Below are 23784 nucleotides of genomic sequence, written 5' to 3'. Positions count from 1 at the left end.
AATTTATTTATCGAGAGACAAACCGATCTGACTGATTTTATTTTCAAACTCTTCGATGCTGTTCGCTTTGTAAGTCGGAGCACCGTTAAAGTAGCGCGGTTTCTCTGGCAGCATCGCATTTTTCAGCTCTTGTTCTTGATCGACATTGTCATGATAAACCGTTACACGATTTGGAATATCCTGCTTTATTACAGCCATATTGGTTCTCCTTGTTTAAATCGAATATTAAGCGTAGAACGTGGTTAACGATGCGTAAAAGCCACTGTGTAAAATTTAGACACTAGCGACAATTTTATACTCAAACCATTGCATTATTTTGTTTCAATGTTCTCTTTAAGTATTCTTGGAGCACACACCTTTCGCGTTTAAGGTAAGTGAAGGTTCCACCATCAAAAGACAGGATGTCTCATGTCAAAGCAAGAGCTTAACCAGATGGGCAGTGCCAAAGTTTATCTGGTAGAAAAACACGGCATTTCATTCATTGAAAAGCAACAGGTAGAACAGGTTGAGGTCGCTTTTTATCAACACCAGGCTAAACCATTCAATGAACTTGGCATTCTTGTACCTGAGCTCATTGATTACGATCACCAACAAAATACGTTACGAATCGAGTATATCTCGCACTCTGTCAATCAAGAATTCCTGCTTGAAGAGCCGCGCGTGATAGAACAACTAGCTAAAATACATAGACTATCTCCGACATCAAATGGTGTTTATCATCCTCATCAGTGGACACAACCAGCCACTTCCCAAGCTTTAAGCACGCTCAAACTAGACGCAAAAACAGAGCGGTTCTTTTATCAGCTACAAGAGCAATCCGGCCCGCTTTTCAACGCCAAAAATTTGATCTCTGGAGACACCAATGCCGGGAACTGGGGGCGACGAGATAATGGCGATTTGGTGCTGTTCGACTGGGAACGTTTTTCGACAGGGCATATCGCGATAGATTTAGCGCCACTAGTCAAGGGCATGGGCACATTCGAAGATTATCTTGGTGTGGCACATACCTATACCAAGACTGCAAATCAAGGCGATGCGAGTAATTTAGCAAGAACGATTGCAATAGCTAAAACGTGGATGGTGGTAGAAGTTGTGAACATACTGGTCTCGAGACAGAACCCGCAGACCAGTAAATACATTGACTGGTTTAAACAAACCTTACCGAAATGGGCAAAAGATCTTAGCGCTCAGATGACGAGTTAGGTTCGGATATTTGATACAAACGTCTTTCAGGCTCTGCACAAGAGGTTTCACAATTGCACACCTTATCAACACCGACATTATTCAATCCGCCACAACTCCCTTGAATACGCTTGTTGTGGAAAATGACGCCAAGCGACATCAACAAAATGATTGCGAGAAAACCAAGAAAGGTAAATAACCAAACCATATTAACCTGCCTTATTAGCCATCGTCTTTAGCCTAAGTATAGCAGGGCGAGATGTCACTTTAAGTAGCCCTGTTGGTGCTTTCGGTCTTGTCAGCAAGGAGGGTTTGGATTTTTTGCCACCACAACCACAGGAACCGCAACCGCCTTTTGGCTTGTGAGCATTTTTCTTATGATTGTTTGAGGGACGACCTTGAGACGGCTCAATGAGAGGCTCTCTTGGAACCGCAAGTACATCTTCCAATGAGCTACGGGTAGAAAGCCTGAATACTTGCGTGCCACTACGAAGTAATTTGGCTAATGCGCGTTCACCGATATTTCGTACAAGTACAGCATCCACATTGTACTCTTGCAGAGACTGAATTAACTGAGACTTCGCATTGCAACCTGCTTGTGGCATCGAAGCAATGTTCGCTAAGTTTTTTAGCATACCGTCAGTATCAGAATAAATAGCAATATATGGTGCTTTAACAAAGTGGTTTGCCACCCGCTCACCATCATTAGGAATAGCATAAATCATAAGTTTGACTCCTCATCCGGAAAAACTAATGCATGACCTTCAACTAAACTTTTTGCGACTTTCAATCTTGCACTTTTTACTGTGTTACCAAAAGTTTGTCTAGAGACGCCCATCTGTTCAGCAGCTTGCTGCTGGCTAAGACCCTCTAAATCGGCCAAACGCAGTGCTTCTAGCTCTTCTGGTAATATGGCGACTTGCTTCAACTGATGAAATGGCACGCCATTAGGTTTGAAACAATGGTGCGCAGCACGTCCGCATATTCGTCTTTCTATTTTTGGTCTTGCCATCATTATCCCTCGAAAACACAGGGTCAAATTACGCCTTAAACTGGCATATGCCAATAACATTTTTAGCATATGCCAATAAACTAAGTTTGCAAAAATCGACACGATAAATACGTAAGACATCAGGATTAATTAGACATCTAAAAATTTACAAACTTTGGTGACAAACGAGCAAAAAGATCAATTCTAATTATCTAGATAATAAAAACGTTAGTTTGCGCAGACTTTTCATACAAATACGCGCTAATGTATTCATTTTATTGGAGAAGAAAAACTATAATCCGATCAAATCATTCATTTGAACACTAATGATTATTTTATTAAAAGGGTGTCTACCTAAGTAACTATAAAGTGCAGGTCGACCGCATTGAAATGAGCCTAAAGGGTAAAACAATAGATGGAGGACCTATCGAACCACCAATCATTACTTGGTCTACGATCCCAGCTATTCTTGCTGAATCACATCTCTTGAGGGCACCTAGATATATCAGAAAAGGAAGTAAATATGTCTGACTCGAATTGGCTCAGCGAATTCCCAGAAATGGATCGCTCTGATCTTAGAGCGATTCGCAAAACACTCGATGGCGCCTACCGAGATTTCTCTCGTGAATATGGTGAACTTATCGAGTCTCTCTTTGATCCGCTCCTTTCATTTCTTGTCTGGTTTGAAAAACTGCTTATTTCAACACCTTGGGTCGTTGTTTTAGGCGTCTGCACCGCCCTCGTTTATGCCGCTAGTCGCTCTTGGAAACTGGCCATCGCATGTTTTGGCTCACTTATCCTGATTGGCTACTTCGGCATGTGGGAAGACACAATGCGCACGCTCAGTATTATCACGGTGTGTACCATGCTGGCAATCACACTCGGGATCCCTATCGGCATCGCCATGGCGCGCTCTAATCGTATTCAGTCTGTTGTGACGCCATTACTCGACGTCATGCAGACCATGCCGGCATTTGTGTACCTCATCCCAGTTGTGATGTTACTCGGGATCGGCAAAATTCCTGGCCTCATCGCAGTAGTAATCTACGCGATTCCACCTGTTATTCGTTTAACTAATTTGGGTATTCGTTTGGTGGATAAAGAAGTGTTGGAAGCCGCAACCGCATTTGGTGCCAGCAGTAAACAGCGGCTTTTTGGGGTCCAACTTCCGCTCGCAATGCCAACCATCATGGCGGGAATCAACCAAACGATAATGATGGCACTGTCGATGGTTGTCATCGCATCGATGATTGGGGTAAAAGGTTTGGGCCAGCCCGTTCTTAAGTCGATTACCAATCAATATTTCACTCTTGGTCTTTTAAATGGTCTAGCCATTGTCGCCCTAGCGATTCTTTTCGACCGCGCTTCACAAGCGTATGCGAAACGCACTCAAGCCCATCTAGGAGATTTAAAGCATGACTAGTCCACTTATCGAAATCAGCGGTCTGTATAAAATCTTCGGCCCCAAACCCAACAGCGTGATTGAGCGCGTCAAGTTGGGACATAGTAAAGAACACGTGTTGGCGGAAACGGGCCACACGGTCGGGCTAAAAGACATCAACCTCCAAATTAAAAAGGGCGAGATTTTCGTCATCATGGGATTATCCGGTTCAGGAAAGTCCACCATGATTCGCCACTTCAATCGCCTAATCGATCCAACCATGGGACAGATTTTGGTGGAAGGGGTAGATGTCATGCAGCTTTCTAACAAGGAGTTAGAGCAGTTTCGTCGTCATAAGATGTCGATGGTGTTTCAACGTTTTGGCTTATTGCCTCATCGCACTGTTATCGACAACATCGCTTACGGTTTGGAAATTCAAGGAATAAGTAAAGAAGCGCGCTTAGAAAAAGCAAACGAGTGGTTGGATACCGTTGGATTAACGGGTTATGAGAACCAATACCCCGCTCAGCTATCAGGTGGTCAGCAGCAACGCGTAGGCCTCGCGCGAGCGTTGGCAACCAATGCCGAAATACTATTAATGGACGAGGCATTTTCAGCGCTGGACCCACTGATTCGGAGCGAAATGCAGGATCAGCTGGTAGAGCTGCAACAGAAGCTGCACAAAACCATTATTTTCATTACTCATGATTTAGATGAAGCACTGCGCCTTGGCGATCGCATTGCGATCCTTAAAGACGGTGAGCTTGTGCAACAAGGTTCACCAGACGAAATATTGCTGCATCCTGCCGATGAGTACGTTGAAGCCTTTGTAAAAGACGTCAATAGAGCGCGAGCATTGACGGTTGAGACTGTGATGCAGCCACCTTCATATCGCATTGCCGCTAAAACCATTGAAGAAGCGCTCAGTGAGATGAAACGTGTAAAACGTGATTATGCTTATCATGTGACCGATGCAGGCTATCAAGGCGTGATAACGCAACAAGGGTTACTAGACGCGACGAAGTTAGCTCAAACCCCAAGCTGGGATGATGATATCTATGAAGAAGTGCCTATCATCTCTCCCCATTCAGCCATTGAGCAAATATTGACTGAAACCATGTCGTGCGAATACTCACTGCCCGTTGTCGATGAGCATGGTCATTTGAAAGGTGAATTAGAGCGTCGTACTGTTGCTGGTTTATTCGCTGATGAAGACAGCACAAAACGAAGCACCTCACGTTCAAACATCGATAAGGCCTCTTAACTGATTTAATAAAACAGCTCACAGCAATGTAGGCTGTTTTCACTATCTCTGCCCCCCTCTAGATATTTATTTGTAGACTCAAGCTTGATATCCCAATCAACATTTACATTGTTCTGATTTTCCTGACAATTTCATGCTCATATTCGGTTTTATTGACATAGATAGATCATTCTATTGCTTTTTGATGACGCAAATACCTGATAAATGTCTACTATTACTCTCATACAAAATCTTGATTTAAAGAGGGATAAAATGAAAAAAACAATGTTGGCACTAACAGGCGCGGTAATCATTCTTGCAGGCTGTCAAGATGAGAAACCTGCCGAAACAAGCGCAGTTGAAGTACCTCAAGCGACGGAAACTGAAGTCACTACTAGCGCAGAAGTTACTACAGAGACAATTGACACGCTGCCAGTAGCAGAAGAACAAGTCATCACTGAAGAAACATTTGTAGACTCTGAGCATAACGCACAAAATGCCCTGGACTGGAACGGCACATACAAAGGTACGCTTCCATGTGCGGATTGTTCAGGTATCGACATGACCATCACACTAAATCAAGATGGCACTTACGTACTTGAAGAAAGCTACCAAGACAAACAAGACGGTCAGTCAAAGTCTGAAGGCCAATTCACTTGGGATGCAAACGGCAGCATCGTAACGTTGACAAACGAAGATGCGCCAAACCAATACTTTGTTGGTGAAAATGTACTTATGAAGCTAGACATGAATGGCGAAAAAGTAACAGGTGACCTAGCACCGTTATACAACTTAACGAAACAACAATAAGTTCGTATCGATACCTGATAAATAATCTAAATCCGAGCTACCCCAGCTCGGATTTTTTCTTTCCATCGACGGCGGTTGCCTTTCTTATCTTCCTCCTCTGATCTTACATTCCGCTTCTTATCCTGATGGTTCATTACATTTCCATACGCTTTGCTGATAGAGGCTTACAACTTCATTTTGTACAGTGTTCAAAACAAATCAGAACAACTCGGAAAAATGATGAAAAAGACATTAATTGCACTACTAACTCTGACTGCTGCTGGTTCAGCGGTTGCTGGTGATACTTATATTCGTAACGGTAACATCTACAACAATGAAGGTGGCTGGAACGCGGAAGTCGGAGTGGCTCATGGCAGCGATCTTTTCAAAGATCAAAAATACAATACAGCTCCAATTCTAAATGGCGGTTACCATGGTGACGACTTTAACGCCGATCTAAGTGGCATTAACTACCGTTTCTTCGGTAACACCAATGAATTAATCAACATGAGTGCTTACCTTGTTGGCAGTGGTGTCATGCGTGACGGTGATATTGCAAAGAGCCTGAAAGGCACGGATAAACGTCGCTTTGCTGTCGATTTAGGTTTGAACACTGACTTTACGTTAGATCAACACAATGTGATTTCAACATACCTTCAACATGATATCAGTGGTGCTTACAAAGGTTACTTAGCGGGTGCGACTTACTTCCACATTATGAACTTCGGTAGTGTTGATTTTGTTCCTTTTGCTAACCTAACTTATCAAAGTGAAGACTACGTAGATTACTACTTTGGCGTAAAACAACGCGAAGCAAATGCAAACCGCAAAGCGTACAAAGGTGATTCAACAGTAAGCTATGGTTTAGGCTACAAGCTAGTCATGCCAATCAACGATAACTGGCAAGTGAGCCAAATGACACAATACACTCGCCTAGGCAGCGGTATCAGCGATTCCTCGATTGTTGATAGTGCAAACCAATGGGTTGTTGGCGCGAGTGTGTCGTACAACTTCTAACTCTACATTCCACATAAAGCCATCACTGCGATGGCTTTATGTATTCATACTCTGTGCTCACCGTGTCGAAATATGCTAGTTAAAGTGAGCTATCCAGAGACGATGCAAATCGCTATAACCCGTATTTTTCACCTGAACACCGCGCACTTGCTGTGTTTTTGTCACCTCTTCATAGCCAACAAATAAAGGCAAATAAAGATACTGCTCTCGTAACGCTTTTTCTACGCCTAAAAGAGATTGTAAAGATTGAGCATTTGTCATGGCTTCGCGAAGGTTTTCTCGATGGATCAACATCTGGCTTTGATCAAAACTAAAACGCAAACCTGTTGCTATCGATAGCCATTCAAATACGCCATACTCAAACGGCGCTTCCATGACTTCTTCAATTAGGAGCAAGTCCGCTCGATGTGATACGACTTCAGGAAAACTAATGTCATCAATAATGACGATCTCTAGCTCTAATCCCGTCGCCCGAATCACTCGGTGCAACCACTCAGAGTGACGAATTAAACTTGGTATCGTCCAGATTGGCTCAGCTAGCGCTACTTTACCTTGTAGCTTAGGCGTCACAACAGCCTCTGCGATTAGTAAATCTTGCTCTTGAGTCGCTAACTGAATGCTGTCAACGGCACTTTGCGCCTCATAGATTCTCTTTTGCGCATTGATGTAATCGGCGAGTTGATGCCAATCTTCTTTTGCGAGATTAGAGTCCGCGCGTTCACGATAGGTCAAATATGAAAATGCGCTGATTTTTTCCACTTCAACGTGATCAGAGGTTTGGTTAAAACTCAACATATTCAGGGTCTTAACATCACCATGAGACAGCGTAATTTGGTCTAACAATGCGCGCGCTGAAAAATATTCTTTGTGTGCTTGAAGAAGCATACTCTCTTGGTTCCAACCACTGATTTTAAATGGTCCGGTGCCTATGTGGTAAGAATAACCAGAACCGAAAGAAACAACATCTCGACAAAGAATAGAAGCGTGAGGAGTGGCTAGCATGTATGGAAAAAACATGTTCGGATGTTTCAATGTAATTTTTAAGCAGCTCGATGTTTCGGCAATCACACTGTCAATACACTGCCAGAGCTCGTGTACTGGTCCTTTTATTTCCTTAAGTCTTTCGATGCTCCAAACAACATCTTGTATGCTGAGAAGTTCGCCATCGTGACGATATATTCCAGGCCTCAACCATAACGTCATCACATTGCCTTCCATTTTCCACTCATGTGCTAGCGAAGGCTCAATGCCACCATTGGAATTTTGAGTCAGCAAAACATCATAAACACTTTTCGCCACATGCAGTTCAGTATGACGATAAGTATTCGCAGGATCGACCTTAGACACCCAAGGGTAAGAGGAGATCAAAATAGCGTTATTTGACTCATTCAACTGGTTCACTTTTTCAGAGGCAATCGTCAGCGCCCTGACAGCACTTTGGCCGAACCAATCGATAAGTTTTGTTATCGAGTTCATTCTTCCCCGGCCAAGCTCCTCAACCAAAAATTCGGTCATCGCTTGTTGAAGGGAAATAGTAATATTCAGACGACTGGCGTTACTTCTGCCAATTGCAGGTTTCCAATCTACCCAACCGTAAGAGGCAAGCTTTTTCATCACAATAGAAACATTGCGCCTTGACGTACAAATTACCACTTCAAGCTCCGACAGCGTAACGAAGTGATATTGATGAGGTTCAAAGTGCTTTAACAGTAGATCCAGATACCTAAGATTGACATCGTTCACAAAAATTCCTAAGAGTTATTCCAAAGCAAAAAAATAGCACAGGACGCTTAGCAACTAAACTTCCTGTGCTATATCTAAACAAATTCAAAGCTTGGACTCAGCTCGACCAACAGAAGTCAAAAACGTTTACTAAGCCAAGAGGTAACTTGAATAAGTATTCTTAGAAACGGTAGCTCATACCTACAGAGAACACGTTGATGTCAGCATCAACCGTTACTTTTTCATTGCCAAATTTCGCAATGTCTAGCTCAGGCATCATGTATTCCCATTCAACTTGTAGAGCAAAATTTTCTGTAATAGCGAACTCTGCACCTAAACCGTACATGCCTGTTACAGTGCTGTCAGAAATGGTGGTATGGCCTGCGCTACCGTCAATCACAGAGTTGCTAATTTTGAATTCCGCATTGAAGTAAGAAAGACCAGCTTTAGCAAAAAGGTTGAAACGATCACCAATAGGTAGAGTCGCTTTTGGTTGAATCGATAAATACTTCATATCACCAACAGTAACAACTTTGCCGTCTAAAGCATCGTAGCCACCAATGGCTGCCTCTAGAGAAATGTATTCGTTGAATTTGTAACCACCGAATACTTTGCCTGAAAGGCTTGAGTCATCTTCAAGTTTAAGCTTAGTGCTAGCGTTGGTACCACCGCCATTGATAGAGCCATTAACATCACCAAACGATGCTTGACCTACCGATGCACCAACGTAAGGAGCTGCGTTTGCAACAGAACATGTTGCTAGAAGGGCTGTCATTAGCCATGTTTTTTTAAACATTGTATTTCACTGCCTGTTAATTATTGAGGTTGTGTTTTGCCCATCCTTAAGCACGTCATGCTATCCATTTCACTCGGTTTCAAAACCAAGTTGATGTTAATGAATAAAAACTCAATAAAACATGAAATATTTAAACACAACTTTGCCACTTTATTTCTTAATTATGACAATTTAGTCATTTTACAAGCACTGTTGCTTCAACCAATTGGTGAGTTTGATGATTTCCGCCTGCTTGGCTCGGCTCTTTTTATGAATAAAATAAAAGCTGTCCCCCGTCTCTAATCCATGAGAAGGGATATACACCAAATCATGCGCTTTATCTCTTTCATTGAGCATAAAATCATTCGCAAATGCGATGCCTTGGTCATAACGTGCAGCCTCAATTGCCAACAACATATGACTAAAATGTTGAACATCGACATCTTTTGGCAAAGTGTAACCACCCGCTCTGCACCACTCTGCCCAGTCTTTTCCTCTCTCACGATAAATAGAATCTGTCGACAAAATAGGATATCGCCAAAGCGCTTCTGGAATGGGTTGATCTTGTAACTCTTTCCAAATTTTATGGCTGCATACCGGATACAGCGTTTCCGCGTATAACTTCACCGACATATAGTTGCGCTTTGGCTTCTCTACCGTGATAAAGCAATCACCAACGCTATCTGTCTGCTCAGGATCACCAACAACCATATTGAGTGTCAGATCGATTTCCGGATGTAACCGCTTAAAATCAGACAAACGCGGAATAAGCCACTTTACGGCAAGCGAGCTATAAATCGCTAAACGTATGCTGCCTTTGTCCCCTTCTCTCACCTTTTGGCTGGCCATCGCAATAGAGCTAATTGCCGGGCTAATATCCTCTAAATAACGAGCACCAGTATCCGATAAAGAGAGCTTTCTTCCTTGACGAATAAATAATGACTCGCCCAAATAATCTTCCAATAATCGTATCTGATGACTAACGGCACTTTGCGTCACATTGAGCTCTTCAGCCGCAAGCGAAAAGCTAGAGTTTCGAGCGACAGATTCAAAACAGTGAACCGCTCTGAGTGGTGGCAATTTCATTATCTAAAAATCTCATACTTAAACTAATAAATATCACTTCACTTCATCCTATGACATCACCTACTCTTTGGCAAAGAAAGAGGAGAGGAAATAAGTGAAAGTTACATCGGTCGGCGCAGCTATGCTGCTATTAATTGTTGGGAATCTCATTGCGGTGCTTTCGGACTCTTTAATTAAAAGTGTCGGAAATGAAGTGCCTATTTTTCAGTTTGTCTTTTTCCGACAAATTTCCGCAGTGCTTTTCCTACTGCCTGTCTGCTTGCTGACAAAAAAGACTCATTTTCTTGAAGGATTTAAATGGCATGCTGTACGCGCTCACGTGTGGTTGCTTGGTGCTATATTTATGGTTTTGGCGATTTCATCTTTACCGCTCGCAACTGCGAACGCAATCTTCTACGCCGCGCCATTAATCATGCTGCCGCTTGCCGCGATATTTTTTGGCGAACAGCTGTCTAAACAATCGGTCGCGGCTGCGATCATGGGCTTTGCTGGTGTGTTGGTCATCATTCGTCCAGATCAGATCGACTGGGCAGCGATTTCGGCTTTAGTTGTGGCTATTACCCTGGCAATCAATAACTTGCTCATTCGAAAACTGCCAAAAAATCAATCTGTCATGCAAACGTTATTGATGACAAACTTGGCAGGTATTCCCGTGGCTTTCTTACTTGTTCTGATCGAAGCGGAACCTTGGGACTGGAGTGCTTTCCCTGTCGCTGCTGGCTCAAGTTTGTTCATCATGATTTATGCGGCAACATGTGTGATCGCTTACCGCTCGATTGATAGCAACAAAATTGCCAGCGCTGAATACAGTGGCTTAATTGGTGCCGTGTTTGTGGGATTGATCTGGTTTGGAGAAGTGCCAGACATATTCATGGCGATAGGAACAATAATGATTGTTGTGCCGCTGGTTTGGCTTTCTAAACGAGAACGTCGCAAGAAAAAGCTGCAAGCTCAGCAAGAGCGAGAACAAAAAGAGGCGCACGTTACTTAAAATCGCGCTCTACCTCAAAGACTAAAAAAACCGAGTCGTAAGTGCTCGGTTTTTTTATGTAGCTCTAATCCATTCTGATGTAAGCGACCACATGAGATAAAAACTGCCTTGCAAAACGATCATTAAACCGGATGCGATATTCATGATCGGCTTCCGATACTAAACGCCAACCTTCAGCAAAGTACTCTTTTATATCATCGACCGCTTCTTCTTCATTTTTGATGTGTTTCGCGTTCCACTGATAAGTGCAAGAGACAACCATCAGCCCGCCAACCTTGGTGGCTTCTTTTAGAGCGTTGATCACGCTAAGTGGCGACTCACATTGATCAACCACGTTCAAACATACGACTAAATCAAAGCTAGACTGGAGAGTATCGTGCTCAAAAGGTTGGTTAATCAGCATCAAATCAACATGAGCACATTTTTGCACGATATCTCTATTCTCTACCTCTAAAGCGTTTAAGGTGTTCACATCGTGAAGATAAGTTAGCTCGACTCGTTGTTCTTCTATTAATAGTTGCTTCAAGCCATCCATCAACCTATTTGAAGGCTCAACCAGCGTCGCTTCTTTAAGGCTAGGTAAGCGTTGCACTAACTCATAATAGTTTCTTCCCAGGGCCGCCCCAACCTCAAGTAGGGAACACGGCTGAACGCCGCTCTCAAGTGCCGTCTTCGCAATAAAGTCAGCGACTTGGGAACAATGTGGTGATGACAAAAAAGAGAGTGGGACTTGTTTTGAGCGACTGGTTATCGTCTCAATCTGCTTATCTTCGATGAACTTGTCGAACCATTGCGCTTCGAAATAACCAGCTAAACCGCGATCGGTCAGGTAAAAATCTTCCATGTTTTTTCCGTTCGTACTTTTAGAAAAGTGATTGTATCGAACGCTGAAAATTAACTGGTAATTCTGGCTGCACATTCCCGCGGGAAAATAGATGAAAACACCGCTTATGTGAAAAAGCCCTTTCGTCTCAAAGATAAAAGGGCTTGTTAATTACTTCGGTTGAGGAGCTAGTTATTGCGGAAGAACAACTTTGCCATCTTGAATTGGGAACGTTTTTGTCGCTGGCTTGCTCGCTAAGCGAACCGTCGTTGGCGCACCTGAAACTTCATAAGTGACATCGTAACCCACTACTTTTTCAGATGTTGTGTATTCTGTGTGACACTGCTTTTTCGTCGTTGTCACTACATCGCCTTGTTGCACGTTCTCCTGAATCTTACGACCCGTTAATGCACCAGCAATCGTACCAGCTGCAGTTGCAATCACTTTACCTGAGCCGCCACCGATTTGGTTACCCAATGCCGCGCCAGCTGCTGCGCCGCCGACCGTACCAATTATTTTATTATCATCCGTAGGGGCAACTTGCTCCGTTACTACCACGTCTTTACATACTTGGTGTGGATTTTTCACAGTTTCAGTCACCGCTTCAACCAAAGTAATGTTTGCTTGGGTTGGAGCTGGTGGCGTTTTGTCTTTACAGCCTGCTAGTACAGCAACAACTGCCGTTGCAATTGCGATAGATTTCATATTCATGATTTACATCCCAGTATGGTTTGCTTTGATGAGCGGTATAGTAAATCGCAATTAGGAAATCACATCAGGCGAAAACAAACCCTCTGTCATTAACGAGTAAAGAAACACTGTTTTATAAAAGGTACGTCAAGAAACACTCAACAGAATGTCAACTGAGCTAAAACCGTATCATTACTGATTATGATTAGGCTTGATTAACCTATGAGGCTTATTTTTAAGCCAAGCTTAAAAACAGTTCGTCGTCGGTTAAATACTTATGACGGTGACTCAGGTTACGCACGTGCATAAACATAAAATCAGGAAAGCCAGGAGCAATAATGTTGTTTGGTTCCCAGCATACACCACCAACAAACACATATCGCCCTTGCTTGTCATCTTCGTGAAGGGGGTTATTAAGAGGAGAAGAAAACTCTGCGCGACAACCTTCAATCACACAAACAATTTGTCCTTTAAAAAGGCCGATCACGCGCTTAACAAGATTTGCCTTGATGCCACATTTCCATGCTTGACGAGTGGCCATCTCATAGCCATATTTTCGGATCGCTTTCTTTTGCAAATGTACTACTAGGTTCATTTTGACTCCTGATTCAAGCAATTACGCGAAGCCCAAAGTCATAAAAGCAGATAGACGTCTATACCCGAGTAACCTCATGGTACATGGGAATAAACTACGTGATTAGACTGAGTTTAGTGTCCGATGAAAATACACCTTCCACGATGCTGTAACGTATCGATTTACACCAATCATAGGCACATAGCACATCAAAAAAACAACCTCATTTTCGAGTGCTTTCCTACGCTGTATCTGGTTACTTCTGCGTATTACTATAACGAAATCACCCTCTACGTTTGTCTATATAAATTTGTCGTAACGATAGAGGGTGCTTATCAAGGATGGGAGGATAACGCCTACGCATCGATGAGATAGTTTTGACCTTCAGTTTCTAGACGATCAATCAGTTTACGACACTCATTTAAATCAAGAGGTTGCTCGAAGCGGCGCTTGAGGTTCATCAAAAAGAAGATATCTTCACACATGGCTTTCTCAGGTTCGTCACTGATTTTTGCGACTGGTGAACCATTGCACGTGACCATTTTGATCACGATAGAAAGTGGCTGGTAGGCTTCACCCTCTTTATTGACATAATCACCCATATCGTTCGCAAGAAAAGTACCGATACCAAAACTCACCTGAATACGTCCTTGGAAGTACTCGCAAATATCTAACGCTTGTTCGAAGTTAAGTCCGTCGGTAAACACCAGTGTTTTTGTTAATGGGTCTATATTAAGCGACTGGTAGTGTGCAATCATTTTTTCACCCCAGCTATAAGGGCAACCACTATCGTGACGTACACCGAAATACGCATTACTTAGCTCTTCATCAAAGTCTTTAAGGAAGGCATCAATACCAATCGTGTCGGTAAGTGCAATACCTAGTGCACCGTTAAACATTTTTTGCCAACGTTGCAAAGCCACTTTTTGCGAATCTCGCACATTCACCAGAGCTTGATGGCCCATAAACCATTCATGAGCAACGGTACCGATAGGCGTTAAATTCAGTTCTTTTGCTAAGTGGTAGTTGCTTGTTCCTGTCAAACATTCCGGCACTTCCTGGCACAAGAACTCCAACATGGTGCGCTGAGCTTGAAAGGAAAAACGTCGACGCGTCGACATATCAGAAAACTTAAAGTTAGTGATGTTACGACATTTTAGCTCGGATTTTAGGTACCGAATTTTCTCTTCTAAGACGGTGGTAAATTGCGCTACAGGGATATCTGACCAACGCTGACGGCTACGAACTTCAGACACGATACTCATTATGATCGTTTCGTACAAAATAGTATCTCGCCACAAACCATTAATAGTAATGCGTAACTGGCTTGAGCCATCAGCCATGGCTTTATTATGGAAAGAGACATCACTTTGCGGGTTAAACCGGAAATGGCGCAATGCATCAACAAAATCAGGATTCAGGTAAGGCGCGACACGCTTGATGTATTCGATTTCTTCTTGCGTAAATTGAATGTCTTGCAGTTTAAGAACTTCTGCTTTTACCTCTGGTAGCAGTTCAGAGAGATCTTCCTCGCTACGCACAATAAACTTGTATGACACCATCGCATCAGGGTAAAGCGCTGTTACTGCGCTCATCATATTGACTTTGTAGACATCAAAATCCAAAGCGCTTTGAATGATGCGGGAAGAAAATAGTTTGGTGGTCATTAGGTGCCCTTCTACACGCCCTTCCTGGGTATATAACTTTTTGTTACTAACTAATTTGCGTAAACAATAAACACCCATCTATAGTTTGTCAACTTTTGTTACTAACCACTCATTTTTATAAGGTTTTTCTGTCTAGAATTCGCACAAAGATTGTGAATAAGTCAGATTCATTCGTAGATTTATACTCAAGGCGTACTATGAAGCCCTACCGAAAACGTTTCGCACAACTCGTTACTTACCCATTGATTGACCACTTGTTATGCGCTAGATTACTTACAAATCAATATTAGGACCCAACCATGATCGTATCTGTCGACATTATTCCATTCAGGCTATCTGGCTGTGCCGATAAAGGACTGGAAGTGTTGTTGATTAAACGTTCAAATCCAAATCGGCCATACCATGGAGTCTGGGCACTACCGGGCGGATTTGTCTTTGATAAAGACTTAACCAGTGAAGGAGGACGCCCGGCCGATGAAAACTTTGAGGCGGCGCGCCGCCGAATTTGCCGCGAGAAAATCCATACTTACCCTCGTCACTTTAGTGAAGCTTTTATCGACGGTGATCCAAAGCGTGATCCAGAAGACTGGAGCTTAAACATTACGCACTACGCCTTGGTCGATCGTAACAATGTAGAGCAAATCAACAATGCAGGTGTACCAGAGTGCCAACTTAAATGGTTTTCGCTACAGTCTATACTCAATGGAGAAGAGACCCTCGCGTTTGACCATCAAAAAACCATTGAAAAAGCGTGGCAGAAGCTTCGTGCATCCATTGAATACACATCGGTTCTTTTGTTTGCATTAGACAAAGAGTTTTTGGTTGCCGACATCATTTCTGCTTATCAAGAGTTTGGTATTGATATTAGCCGAATGACGATTAAGCGCCGCTTGATAGATTCAGGCGTACTAAAACCCACCAATAAAGTCGCTTCTACCAACAAAGGCAAAGGTGGAAAACCCGCAATGGTATATACGCTGACCAGCGACGAAGTAACCTTTTTTCAAAACTGTTTGCGTGGATAAACGCAGGCAATCAGACAGACAAGGAGTCTGCCATGACTGTTCGAGTAAACTATCAAACTACAGCAGTGATCGACGTTGATCCAGAGAAAGGCTTTAGCGAGTTATGTCCAAATGAACTGCCCGTTGCAGGTGCGTTGGAAATCGTACCGGAGCTTCTGAGTAATCATGCCAAAGGCCGATTAAAACTGGTCAGTCGTGACTTACACCCACCAAAAGCAAAATGGGATGCCGAAACACCAGCCAACATGCTTGAACCCGTCGGTCTAACCAATGTGGATATAAAATGGAACCGCCATTGTGTACTTGGCACAACAGGTTCTGAACTTTTAGACGGTTTACCACCTGTTTTGGACTATGATTTTCAAGTTAATAAAGGCATGGATCCTGATGCGCATCCTTACGGTATTTTCTTCCATGATATTGCCGATACTAAAACGACAGGTGCACATGAATTTCTAAAATTCAACGGGATTGATACCCTAGTGATCGGTGGTCTTGCGCTAGATTTTTGTGTGAAGAAATCCGTCATGCAAGCACTGGATCTTGGCTACAATGTGGTGGTCAACCTTGCTTCAACTCGCGCAGTGCTGCCTGATAATGTTGAAAATGTGCTGACAGAGCTCAAGGATCAAGGCGCATTATTTGTCGAAAAAGCGGATGACATCATCGTAGAAAAATTCGCCTAGAGGCATGAAACAAATGGATAGGGATTTCACCATGCATCAACATGAAAAATTGAATTACGTTGAATTTGGTTCCACCAATATTAACGCTACAAAACAATTTTTTGAGCGTACCTTTGACTGGACCTTTATCGATTATGGTCCTGAATACTCTGCATTTTCAGGACAAGGGTTAGATGGCGGATTCTTCAAATCTGAGTTTGTAAACCAAACCGCAAATGGTGGCGCACTTTTAGTGTTTTATAGCTCAGATATTCAGGCCACGCAGATAAAAGTTGAGCAGCATGGTGGAAAAATTATCCGCCCTATTTTCGAATTTCCCGGCGGCTGTCGATTCCACTTCACCGAACCAAGTGGAAATGAATTCGCAGTATGGTCGGAGAGCCATTAGTACTTACCCCAACACCACTTCCACACCTAGCTTTTTGATTTGCTCAAGGTCGCTTTTCGGAGCGGCTTTGTCGGTTAACAACACCGATATTTCGTTGGTATTGCCAATTGAAGAAGGATAAATCTGTCCAAATTTACTGGAGTCCGTCAGTACGATGTTACGTCTATTCTTTGCCAGAATGGCCTCTGCGATGTCGGCACGCATCATGTCCCGGCTAGTAAAACCAGTGTCTTGGTGAAATCCGTCGATACCCAAGAAAGCCGTGCTGAAGTGAATGTTCTCAATACAGAGTTTGGTGAGCGGGCCAACGAGGCTCTCGCCTTGATGCTGATACACACCACCAAGCAAGATGATGTTGGCAGAGGTGTTACGGATGAGATGGGCGATGTACGCCGATGGGGTAATGATGGTCACATCGCCGCGTTCAGCTAAAGTGCGAGCCAAGAGCGCATTAGCACTGCCGCCCTCGATCAATACGGTTTCGTTTGGTGATACCAAGTCCGCCGCTTTATTTGCAAGTGATTGTTTAATATCGAAACGGACTTCTAATCGGGTATCAATATCATCACTTTGCAATGCGGTAGCTGCGCCGTGTACGCGCTTTAGATAGCCCTGTTGCTCCAGAAAATTCAAATCCTGCCTGATGGTCACGCCCGACACGCCTATAATGTCAGAAAGCTCCGTGACTTGAACGCGTTTACGATCATTCACTAATTGCAGGATTTCATTTTGTCTTGGGTTCACAGGCTCGCTCCTTATTAATGAGCTTGCAGTATACGCCCGAATACTTTCATATGAAAGCAGCCTATGAACGATAGAAATAAGCTAAGTCGCGTTACACCGTAAGCTCAAGACGGTTGCCGTCCGGATCTAAGATGCAGCTTTCGTAGTAACCGTCACCTGTTTGTCTCGGACCGTCGATCCATTGGTAGCCATCATCTACTAAGGTTTTGGTTAATTGATCCACAGCCTGCTCTGATCCTAAAGCGAAGGCAAAGTGTGCTAATCCTGTTACCTGCATCGCATGAGATTTTTCACAAGCGGTCACGCCTTCCATCGACATTAACTCCAATCGTGCTCCACTTTCAAACGAAAGAAAGTAAGATGAAAACTGCTTAGTTGGGTTGTGGTATTTATCGTTAGACACCGCGCTAAAATATTTCTCATAGAAGGCTTTTAACTCTTCCAAACGCTCTGTCCAAATCGCGATATGTTCAATTTTCATTAGGATTCCCCTTAGCTCTTAACTGCGCTCAATCTAACGAGGAAAAGCAGCACAAAAAAGAGAGCAAATCATCACCGAGTTGTTCCTTTTTTATGTCCGAACTGCTCATCGATGAGTCATTAACTCTATGGTTGGAGTTGTGTTTGAGCGAAAGTGATGTCCATAATGGCGCAAAGTTTTACAGGATAAAATGATGGAAGAGATTTACTTCGCAGGCGGCTGCCTTTGGGGCGTTCAAGAATTTATGCGTCACCTTCCCGGCGTAATTAGCACCGAAGCAGGACGAGCAAATGGCACGACGGATAACACTCAATCCGAATACGATGGCTACGCAGAATGCGTGAAAACCCAATTCGACCCTGAACAAGTTTCGGTTGAAACTTTAATGGGGTATCTGTTTGAGATCATCGACCCGCACAGTGTTAACAAGCAAGGTGAAGACGTCGGTGAAAAGTACCGTACCGGTGTTTATAGCCAAAACGAGCAACACCTAACGATTGCTAAAGCGTTTATCGCAGCAAGACCGGATGCCGATAAAATCGCCGTAGAAGTGCTGCCACTCACAAACTACGTGCCAAGTGATGATGAGCACCAAGACCGACTCACGCGCTTTCCAAACGACTACTGCCATATCCCGTTAGATTTGCTGCATAAATATAGAAATTAATGGCCAGCTTTTATCACTGTTTCTATTATCTCAAAACTAAGAGGCGCAACGCCTCTTTTTGCATCCTAACCAGGGCTATTGATCCTCCTCCAGTTCATTTTCATGTCCAGTTATTTATTTCAAAATAACTGGAATATAAATCACATAATAAATTTTATAATATTCCGCATTATTAATGACGGCTATCACACTTAAGATTGAGTGATACAAAAGTATAGTTATTGTTTTTTTTTTACTATTTCCGAAAACCACTTCATTAATTAAATTTGACTCATTACTTCAGTACCAATGAGTCACAAAATGATTACAGAACTAACAAACGTCAATTTAATTAACGGCAACTTTCAAGCAAATAATAAAAAAGAAGTCTTTGAAGAGCTAGCACAGATGCTATTCGAAAATAATCGAATCAGTAGCAAAGAGGCTTTTTTAACCGACATCGAAGCACGTGAAGCATTAAGCGTGACTTCAATGGATGGCATCGCCTACCCACACGCAAAAAGCAAAGCGGTTACAGAGCCTGCAATCGCCGTTGGCGTAAAGCACGAAGGCATCGAGTATGGCGACGAAGAGGGAGTCAAACCGACCGTATTCTTCATGATTGCTTCACCAGATAACGGTGCCGACCACCATATTTATGTTCTTCAAGAATTATTCGGAAAATTTAGCGAAGAGTTTATTGAAGATATTCATAACGCAAAAGACGAAAACCAAATACTAAATATTTTAATTAATTCATAAGGCGTGAAATTATGAGTACAATCACAGCTCAAGCTACTAATAATAGCGATTTCAAAAAACTACTCAGTACCATGAAAGGTCACCTTTTATTCGGTACTTCTCACATGCTTCCATTCATCGTTGCGGGTGGTGTACTACTGGCGCTGGCGGTAATGGCATCCGGTAAAGGTGCGGTTCCTGCAGACGGGTTATTGGCGGATATTTCTAATATCGGTATTAAAGGTCTGGTGCTGTTCCCAATTATTCTTGGTGGCTTCATTGGTTACTCAATTGCAGACAAACCGGCACTTGCTCCAGCGATGATCTCTTCTGGCATCATGGCTGACATGGGCGGCGGCTTCCTAGGTTGTATCGTCGCTGGTTTTATCGCTGGTGGTGTAGTTCTACAACTTAAGAAGATCCCTCTTTCTGCTAACATGACTGCGTTGGGCGCTTACTTTATCTACCCGCTTGTTGGTACGCTTATCTCTGCAGGTATCGTTCTTTGGGGTATCGGTGAGCCAATCAAGATCTTCATGGCTTCTATGAACGAATTCCTAGCTTCTATGGCTGGCGCTTCTAAAGTGGTTCTAGGTACGATTCTTGGTGGTATGACTGCATTCGATATGGGCGGTCCAATCAACAAAGTAGCAACGCTATTCGCTCAAACTCAAGTTGATACTCAACCATGGCTAATGGGCGGTGTTGGTATCGCAATCTGTACGCCTCCTCTAGGTATGGCACTAGCAACATTCCTATTCAAGAAGAAGTTTACTAAGCAAGAGCAAGAAGCAGGTAAAGCAGCAGCAATCATGGGTTCTATCGGTATCTCTGAAGGTGCTATCCCATTCGCAGCAAACGACCCTGTACGCGTTCTTCCTTCAATCGTTGCTGGTGGTATCGTTGGCTGTGTGTTCGGCTTCCTAACAAACGTACTACTACACGCACCATGGGGCGGTTTAATCACAGCACCTGTATCAAGCAACATCCCAATGTACGTTGTGGGTATCGCACTAGGCTCACTAACAACTGCAGTTATCGTTGGCTTCTGGAAACCAGTCGCTGAAGAAGAAGCAGAAGACGAAATCGTAGAAGCAGCACTAGCACAATCTCAAGCGGCTCCAGTGGCAGGCGAAGGCGAGTACGACATCGTAGCAGTAACATGTTGCCCATCTGGCGTAGCACACACATTCATGGCAGCAAAAGCACTAGAGAAAGCAGGTGCGGCAGCGGGTCTGAAAATCAAAGTAGAAACTCAAGGTCAAAACGGTATCCAGAACCGCATCACTGACCTAGATGTAGCAAACGCGAAGCTGGTTATTCTAGCTCACGATATCCAAGTAAAAGACGCTCACCGCTTTGCAAAAGCAAACGTTGTTGAGTGTTCAACGAAAGAAGCGATGCGTAACGCAGCGACTCTTGTGAAAGCTTAAACCTTAAGCTCCTCCCCCTAAGAGCCCTTTCCCCCAAAGGGCTCTATTTATTATAGAATAAGTCAATTCAAATCAATCCCTTCCACTAATGATAGTGTCATTTCTGCCGCCGAAATTTCTTTGCAACCCGACGAATTTTGTCCGCACCACAACGGCGTAAATTCATCTCGGTTTTGCTTCTCCATAAGCGCTCTTAACTGAGTCATTTCAATGGAAGCATATGGGAATTTCGGCGCAGACTCACAGATGTAACCTAGCTCTGACATCGCGCGATTCACAATGCCTCGTGCTGGCCGACCCGAGAAAACATTAGTCACCGCCGTATGCTGCGCGCGCTCACTGGCAATCGCATATCGATGTAAAGACGAGGTTTTTGCCTCATCACACAACAAATAGGCGCTGCCAACTTGAACGGCACTCGCTCCTAATCTCAACGCAGCTTCCACACCGCTTCTATCAGCGATTCCGCCTGCAGCAATAACAGGCAAATTCACCCGTTTGGCGATTTGTGGTAATAACGCCATCAGACTTAATTGAGTAGTTAAATCATCCGATAAAAACATGCCTCGGTGTCCACCAGCCTCCAAGCCTTGAGCGATAATGCCGTCAACGCCTTTTGCTTCCAGCCACAGTGCTTCATCCACTGTGGTCGCTGTCGAAAGGATCTTCCCTCCCCAACCTCTAATTCGCGCTAACAAGTCATCGGCAGGCAAACCAAAGTGGAAACTGATTACTGGCGGTGCAAATGGTTCAATCGCGTCAGCAATATCATGATTGAAAGGCATCCTTGTCGGAGCGTTTGGCTGCTCCTGTACGGTTGCACCAACTTCAGCAAAATACGGTTGCAGCGTTTTTTGCCACTCTTCGTGCTTGTTGGCGTCGTATTCCGGCATCTCATGGCAAAAGAAGTTGAGGTTGAACGGTCGATTGGTCGCCTGTTGAATAAGTTGAAGTTCTTTAACGATGGCGTCTTTATTCAGCATTCCACAAGGTAACGAGCCAAGCCCGCCAACATTACTGACAGCTATGGTCATTTGGCTGTCTTGCACGCCGGCCATTGGCGCTTGAATAATCGGTAACTCTGTTCCCAAAAGTGTATTAAATACCTTATTTATCATGATCTTTCCTTGAAAACTTAACCTTTACCTGTGATGGCTCTGCGCCATAGTTATCCAGACTAGACTTTCACATGATTAACCACTTATAAAGTTAAAGTGATGCATTTGTGCGCTATGCACTTTTGATAGAAATGACAAAGGGAGCACATGGCTCCCTTGATGTAGTGGCGAACAATAATTGAAATGGCTATCGTGCTACATCTGATTCAAGCTCTAATTCTGCAACCGACAGCATGGCAAACTCCTCCTCCGCGGTTGCTGCCACCAATTTGTTGCGGCTGTATAAACCATAATAAACACCACCGATAAGAAACAATCCCATTGTCATGAAAAAGGCAGAGGGATCAAAAGCATAAACACCTGTCATTGCGATCAAAGAAAGCACCAGAGAAATACTCGAAGTGATTACCCCGCCAGGCGTTTTATATGGGCGAGCTAACTCCGGCTGTTTAATTCGCAATAAAATATGGCTCAAGGACATTAATGCGTACGATACCGTCGCACCGACAACTGCCATCGCCAAGATTAAGTCCCCCTCTCCCGTAAGGGAAACCAAGAACCCAAAAACGCCCGGAACCAAAAGCGCACGAGAAGGCACTTTTTTGTCACTGGTTAATGACAAAGTTTGCGGCAAATAACCCGCGCGGGAAAGCGCAAACACCAAGCGACTGTAACCATAAATGATAGAGAAGAAAGAAGCGATAAGACCAGCCAATCCAAGTAAGTTCACGGCCATTGCTATCGTTGAATTGCCTGTAAGCTTCAGCGCGTCAACTAATGGCACCGCGCTATCGCCTATGACCTTTGAACCAACCGCACCAGCCAAAAGAACGACTACCAGAGTTGCGGTTAGTAATAAAAACAACATCGCACCAATGATGCCTTTTGGAACATCTTTCGCCGGATTTTTTGCTTCCTCTGCCGCTAAAGGTACACCTTCAACCGCAAGAAACAACCACATTGCAAATGGCAACGCCGCCCACACGCCATACCACCCAAACGGCAAGATTTCTGTTGCCTGAGCCGTCGCCGGAGCAATATCGAATAAGTTATTAACATCAAAGTGACCAATAAGCACAGCAGCAGTGATTAGAATAGCTAGCACAGCCAAACCGCTGATGACCATCATTACTTTGAGAGCTTCGCCAACACCTGCCATATGAATAGCGATAAAGACGGCGTAGAAAAGTGCGTAAACAACAGGGCCATCGATACCAACCAATTCATTCACTGCTGAGCCAATAAAAATTACTATCGCAGCAGGTGCGAGCGCATATTCAATCAAAACTGATAAGCCCGTGAAAAAGCCACCTGTCGGCCCCATCGCCTGTCTTGCGAAGCTGTAACCACCACCCGCAGCAGGAATAGCTGCAGACATTTCAGCTAAAGACAATACTAGCGTGAAATACATTACTGCCATCGCGATAGCAGCAATAAGAAAGCCTCCCCATCCTGCTTGAGCGATGCCAAAGTTCCAACCGGCAAAGTCACCTGATATAACATACGAGACACCTAAGCCAGCAAGTAAAATCCAACCTGCGGTGCCTCTTTTTAGCTGCCTTTTGGCCAAGTACTCCTGATGTTTAGACAT

General features: G+C 43.7%; 27 protein-coding genes. 12 read left to right on the top strand and 15 right to left on the bottom strand.

Annotated features, from left to right (window positions below):
• Nucleotides 1-3: 3 nt before the first annotated feature.
• Nucleotides 4-198 (bottom strand): hypothetical protein, encoded by a 195-nt coding sequence (locus tag L3V27_RS00885; protein ID WP_005392673.1) that lies wholly within the window; start codon nt 196-198, stop codon nt 4-6.
• Between the two features lie 210 nt (nt 199-408).
• Between L3V27_RS00885 and L3V27_RS00880 the strand changes: the two genes are divergently transcribed.
• Nucleotides 409-1203 (top strand): phosphotransferase, encoded by a 795-nt coding sequence (locus L3V27_RS00880; protein ID WP_237310741.1) that lies wholly within the window; start codon nt 409-411, stop codon nt 1201-1203.
• On the opposite strand, the gene nqrM is transcribed toward L3V27_RS00880, so the two are convergent.
• From nqrM to L3V27_RS00865, 3 genes are read right to left on the bottom strand one after another with little or no spacing between them, the layout of a single operon-like run.
• Nucleotides 1181-1390: a (Na+)-NQR maturation NqrM gene (gene nqrM / locus L3V27_RS00875; RefSeq protein ID WP_005392671.1), complete on the bottom strand. Its 210-nt coding sequence runs from the start codon at nt 1388-1390 to the stop codon at nt 1181-1183. The genes L3V27_RS00880 and nqrM overlap by 23 nt on opposite strands.
• A 1-nt stretch (nt 1391) precedes the next feature.
• A complete protein-coding gene (locus L3V27_RS00870) occupies nt 1392-1907 on the bottom strand; it encodes a NifB/NifX family molybdenum-iron cluster-binding protein (RefSeq protein ID WP_237310739.1) in 516 nt (171 codons plus the stop codon).
• Nucleotides 1904-2194: a DUF134 domain-containing protein gene (locus L3V27_RS00865; RefSeq protein ID WP_237310738.1), complete on the bottom strand. Its 291-nt coding sequence runs from the start codon at nt 2192-2194 to the stop codon at nt 1904-1906. Before L3V27_RS00865 ends, L3V27_RS00870 begins: the two co-directional genes overlap by 4 nt.
• Before the next feature lie 502 nt (nt 2195-2696).
• On the opposite strand from L3V27_RS00865, the gene L3V27_RS00860 reads away from it, so the two are divergent.
• From L3V27_RS00860 to ompV, 4 genes are all read left to right on the top strand, one after another.
• Nucleotides 2697-3596 (top strand): proline/glycine betaine ABC transporter permease, encoded by a 900-nt coding sequence (locus tag L3V27_RS00860; RefSeq protein ID WP_046873819.1) that lies wholly within the window; start codon nt 2697-2699, stop codon nt 3594-3596.
• Nucleotides 3589-4818 carry a glycine betaine/L-proline ABC transporter ATP-binding protein gene (locus L3V27_RS00855; RefSeq protein WP_237310736.1) on the top strand — a complete coding sequence of 410 codons (1230 nt, stop codon included), beginning with the start codon at nt 3589-3591 and terminating at the stop codon, nt 4816-4818. Before L3V27_RS00860 ends, L3V27_RS00855 begins: the two co-directional genes overlap by 8 nt.
• A gap of 252 nt (nt 4819-5070) precedes the next feature.
• Nucleotides 5071-5607: a copper resistance protein NlpE gene (locus tag L3V27_RS00850; protein ID WP_074189815.1), complete on the top strand. Its 537-nt coding sequence runs from the start codon at nt 5071-5073 to the stop codon at nt 5605-5607.
• A 219-nt stretch (nt 5608-5826) separates the two neighbouring features.
• Nucleotides 5827-6603 (top strand): outer membrane protein OmpV, encoded by a 777-nt coding sequence (ompV, locus tag L3V27_RS00845; protein ID WP_005392665.1) that lies wholly within the window; start codon nt 5827-5829, stop codon nt 6601-6603.
• Nucleotides 6604-6678: 75 nt separating this feature from the next.
• Here ompV and L3V27_RS00840 read toward each other — a convergent pair whose 3' ends face one another.
• The 3 genes from L3V27_RS00840 to L3V27_RS00830 form a co-directional block, all read right to left on the bottom strand.
• The gene (locus tag L3V27_RS00840; protein WP_237310735.1) at nt 6679-8346 is read right to left on the bottom strand and encodes an ABC transporter substrate-binding protein; all 1668 of its coding nucleotides are present in this window, start codon (nt 8344-8346) and stop codon (nt 6679-6681) included.
• 160 nt (nt 8347-8506) lie between these two features.
• Nucleotides 8507-9121, bottom strand: a complete 615-nt coding sequence (locus L3V27_RS00835) for an outer membrane beta-barrel protein (protein ID WP_005373936.1) — start codon at nt 9119-9121, stop codon at nt 8507-8509.
• 180 nt (nt 9122-9301) lie between these two features.
• The gene (locus tag L3V27_RS00830) at nt 9302-10186 is read right to left on the bottom strand and encodes a LysR family transcriptional regulator (RefSeq protein WP_005392662.1); all 885 of its coding nucleotides are present in this window, start codon (nt 10184-10186) and stop codon (nt 9302-9304) included.
• Nucleotides 10187-10280: 94 nt separating this feature from the next.
• On the opposite strand from L3V27_RS00830, the gene L3V27_RS00825 reads away from it, so the two are divergent.
• The gene (locus tag L3V27_RS00825; RefSeq protein ID WP_046873824.1) at nt 10281-11177 is read left to right on the top strand and encodes a DMT family transporter; all 897 of its coding nucleotides are present in this window, start codon (nt 10281-10283) and stop codon (nt 11175-11177) included.
• Between the two features lie 64 nt (nt 11178-11241).
• Here L3V27_RS00825 and L3V27_RS00820 read toward each other — a convergent pair whose 3' ends face one another.
• From L3V27_RS00820 to pncB, 4 genes are all read right to left on the bottom strand, one after another.
• The gene (locus L3V27_RS00820) at nt 11242-12021 is read right to left on the bottom strand and encodes a methyltransferase-like protein 9 (RefSeq protein WP_237310734.1); all 780 of its coding nucleotides are present in this window, start codon (nt 12019-12021) and stop codon (nt 11242-11244) included.
• Nucleotides 12022-12192: 171 nt separating this feature from the next.
• The gene (locus L3V27_RS00815; RefSeq protein WP_005392659.1) at nt 12193-12711 is read right to left on the bottom strand and encodes a glycine zipper 2TM domain-containing protein; all 519 of its coding nucleotides are present in this window, start codon (nt 12709-12711) and stop codon (nt 12193-12195) included.
• A gap of 214 nt (nt 12712-12925) precedes the next feature.
• A complete protein-coding gene (locus L3V27_RS00810; RefSeq protein WP_006741341.1) occupies nt 12926-13285 on the bottom strand; it encodes a hypothetical protein in 360 nt (119 codons plus the stop codon).
• Between the two features lie 335 nt (nt 13286-13620).
• Nucleotides 13621-14931 (bottom strand): nicotinate phosphoribosyltransferase, encoded by a 1311-nt coding sequence (pncB, locus tag L3V27_RS00805; protein ID WP_237310733.1) that lies wholly within the window; start codon nt 14929-14931, stop codon nt 13621-13623.
• Nucleotides 14932-15230: 299 nt separating this feature from the next.
• On the opposite strand from pncB, the gene L3V27_RS00800 reads away from it, so the two are divergent.
• The 3 genes from L3V27_RS00800 to L3V27_RS00790 are packed head-to-tail and all read left to right on the top strand — an operon-like array spanning nt 15231 to nt 17030.
• Nucleotides 15231-15956 carry an NUDIX domain-containing protein gene (locus tag L3V27_RS00800; RefSeq protein ID WP_065646362.1) on the top strand — a complete coding sequence of 242 codons (726 nt, stop codon included), beginning with the start codon at nt 15231-15233 and terminating at the stop codon, nt 15954-15956.
• Nucleotides 15957-15988: 32 nt separating this feature from the next.
• A complete protein-coding gene (locus L3V27_RS00795; RefSeq protein ID WP_237310732.1) occupies nt 15989-16642 on the top strand; it encodes an isochorismatase family protein in 654 nt (217 codons plus the stop codon).
• Between the two features lie 31 nt (nt 16643-16673).
• Nucleotides 16674-17030 carry a VOC family protein gene (locus L3V27_RS00790; protein WP_048624733.1) on the top strand — a complete coding sequence of 119 codons (357 nt, stop codon included), beginning with the start codon at nt 16674-16676 and terminating at the stop codon, nt 17028-17030.
• A 3-nt stretch (nt 17031-17033) separates the two neighbouring features.
• Here L3V27_RS00790 and L3V27_RS00785 read toward each other — a convergent pair whose 3' ends face one another.
• Together L3V27_RS00785 and L3V27_RS00780 are read right to left on the bottom strand one after the other, a co-directional pair.
• Nucleotides 17034-17774: a DNA-binding transcriptional regulator YciT gene (locus L3V27_RS00785; RefSeq protein ID WP_053808097.1), complete on the bottom strand. Its 741-nt coding sequence runs from the start codon at nt 17772-17774 to the stop codon at nt 17034-17036.
• A 91-nt stretch (nt 17775-17865) separates the two neighbouring features.
• The gene (locus L3V27_RS00780; protein ID WP_237310731.1) at nt 17866-18255 is read right to left on the bottom strand and encodes a VOC family protein; all 390 of its coding nucleotides are present in this window, start codon (nt 18253-18255) and stop codon (nt 17866-17868) included.
• Nucleotides 18256-18448: 193 nt separating this feature from the next.
• On the opposite strand from L3V27_RS00780, the gene L3V27_RS00775 reads away from it, so the two are divergent.
• From L3V27_RS00775 to L3V27_RS00765, 3 genes are all read left to right on the top strand, one after another.
• Nucleotides 18449-18922, top strand: a complete 474-nt coding sequence (locus L3V27_RS00775; protein ID WP_193447441.1) for a peptide-methionine (S)-S-oxide reductase — start codon at nt 18449-18451, stop codon at nt 18920-18922.
• 300 nt (nt 18923-19222) lie between these two features.
• Nucleotides 19223-19663, top strand: a complete 441-nt coding sequence (locus L3V27_RS00770) for a PTS sugar transporter subunit IIA (protein WP_237310730.1) — start codon at nt 19223-19225, stop codon at nt 19661-19663.
• Nucleotides 19664-19674: 11 nt separating this feature from the next.
• The gene (locus tag L3V27_RS00765) at nt 19675-21075 is read left to right on the top strand and encodes a fructose-specific PTS transporter subunit EIIC (protein ID WP_237310729.1); all 1401 of its coding nucleotides are present in this window, start codon (nt 19675-19677) and stop codon (nt 21073-21075) included.
• Between the two features lie 62 nt (nt 21076-21137).
• On the opposite strand, the gene L3V27_RS00760 is transcribed toward L3V27_RS00765, so the two are convergent.
• The gene (locus L3V27_RS00760; RefSeq protein ID WP_237284833.1) at nt 21138-22193 is read right to left on the bottom strand and encodes a nitronate monooxygenase; all 1056 of its coding nucleotides are present in this window, start codon (nt 22191-22193) and stop codon (nt 21138-21140) included.
• Between the two features lie 187 nt (nt 22194-22380).
• Nucleotides 22381-23784: an ethanolamine permease gene (gene eat / locus L3V27_RS00755; RefSeq protein WP_006741326.1), complete on the bottom strand. Its 1404-nt coding sequence runs from the start codon at nt 23782-23784 to the stop codon at nt 22381-22383.

It is taken from the genome of Vibrio sp. J2-3(2022) (genome assembly GCF_021725735.1).
GTDB classification, from domain to species: domain Bacteria; phylum Pseudomonadota; class Gammaproteobacteria; order Enterobacterales; family Vibrionaceae; genus Vibrio; species Vibrio diabolicus.
Note: the sequence above shows the minus strand (reverse complement) of the source record. Positions and strands in the feature narration are given on the sequence as shown.

Coding starts and splice junctions, on each gene's coding strand:
- L3V27_RS00885 (WP_005392673.1), bottom strand. CDS start 198: ATGGCTGTAATAAAGCAGGATATTCCAAATCGTGTAACGGTTTATCAT.
- L3V27_RS00880 (WP_237310741.1), top strand. CDS start 409: ATGTCAAAGCAAGAGCTTAACCAGATGGGCAGTGCCAAAGTTTATCTG.
- nqrM (WP_005392671.1), bottom strand. CDS start 1,390: ATGGTTTGGTTATTTACCTTTCTTGGTTTTCTCGCAATCATTTTGTTG.
- L3V27_RS00870 (WP_237310739.1), bottom strand. CDS start 1,907: ATGATTTATGCTATTCCTAATGATGGTGAGCGGGTGGCAAACCACTTT.
- L3V27_RS00865 (WP_237310738.1), bottom strand. CDS start 2,194: ATGGCAAGACCAAAAATAGAAAGACGAATATGCGGACGTGCTGCGCAC.
- L3V27_RS00860 (WP_046873819.1), top strand. CDS start 2,697: ATGTCTGACTCGAATTGGCTCAGCGAATTCCCAGAAATGGATCGCTCT.
- L3V27_RS00855 (WP_237310736.1), top strand. CDS start 3,589: ATGACTAGTCCACTTATCGAAATCAGCGGTCTGTATAAAATCTTCGGC.
- L3V27_RS00850 (WP_074189815.1), top strand. CDS start 5,071: ATGAAAAAAACAATGTTGGCACTAACAGGCGCGGTAATCATTCTTGCA.
- ompV (WP_005392665.1), top strand. CDS start 5,827: ATGAAAAAGACATTAATTGCACTACTAACTCTGACTGCTGCTGGTTCA.
- L3V27_RS00835 (WP_005373936.1), bottom strand. CDS start 9,121: ATGTTTAAAAAAACATGGCTAATGACAGCCCTTCTAGCAACATGTTCT.
- L3V27_RS00830 (WP_005392662.1), bottom strand. CDS start 10,186: ATGAAATTGCCACCACTCAGAGCGGTTCACTGTTTTGAATCTGTCGCT.
- L3V27_RS00820 (WP_237310734.1), bottom strand. CDS start 12,021: ATGGAAGATTTTTACCTGACCGATCGCGGTTTAGCTGGTTATTTCGAA.
- L3V27_RS00815 (WP_005392659.1), bottom strand. CDS start 12,711: ATGAATATGAAATCTATCGCAATTGCAACGGCAGTTGTTGCTGTACTA.
- L3V27_RS00810 (WP_006741341.1), bottom strand. CDS start 13,285: ATGAACCTAGTAGTACATTTGCAAAAGAAAGCGATCCGAAAATATGGC.
- pncB (WP_237310733.1), bottom strand. CDS start 14,931: ATGACCACCAAACTATTTTCTTCCCGCATCATTCAAAGCGCTTTGGAT.
- L3V27_RS00800 (WP_065646362.1), top strand. CDS start 15,231: ATGATCGTATCTGTCGACATTATTCCATTCAGGCTATCTGGCTGTGCC.
- L3V27_RS00795 (WP_237310732.1), top strand. CDS start 15,989: ATGACTGTTCGAGTAAACTATCAAACTACAGCAGTGATCGACGTTGAT.
- L3V27_RS00790 (WP_048624733.1), top strand. CDS start 16,674: ATGCATCAACATGAAAAATTGAATTACGTTGAATTTGGTTCCACCAAT.
- L3V27_RS00780 (WP_237310731.1), bottom strand. CDS start 18,255: ATGAAAATTGAACATATCGCGATTTGGACAGAGCGTTTGGAAGAGTTA.
- L3V27_RS00775 (WP_193447441.1), top strand. CDS start 18,449: ATGGAAGAGATTTACTTCGCAGGCGGCTGCCTTTGGGGCGTTCAAGAA.
- L3V27_RS00770 (WP_237310730.1), top strand. CDS start 19,223: ATGATTACAGAACTAACAAACGTCAATTTAATTAACGGCAACTTTCAA.
- L3V27_RS00765 (WP_237310729.1), top strand. CDS start 19,675: ATGAGTACAATCACAGCTCAAGCTACTAATAATAGCGATTTCAAAAAA.
- L3V27_RS00760 (WP_237284833.1), bottom strand. CDS start 22,193: ATGATAAATAAGGTATTTAATACACTTTTGGGAACAGAGTTACCGATT.
- eat (WP_006741326.1), bottom strand. CDS start 23,784: ATGTCTAAACATCAGGAGTACTTGGCCAAAAGGCAGCTAAAAAGAGGC.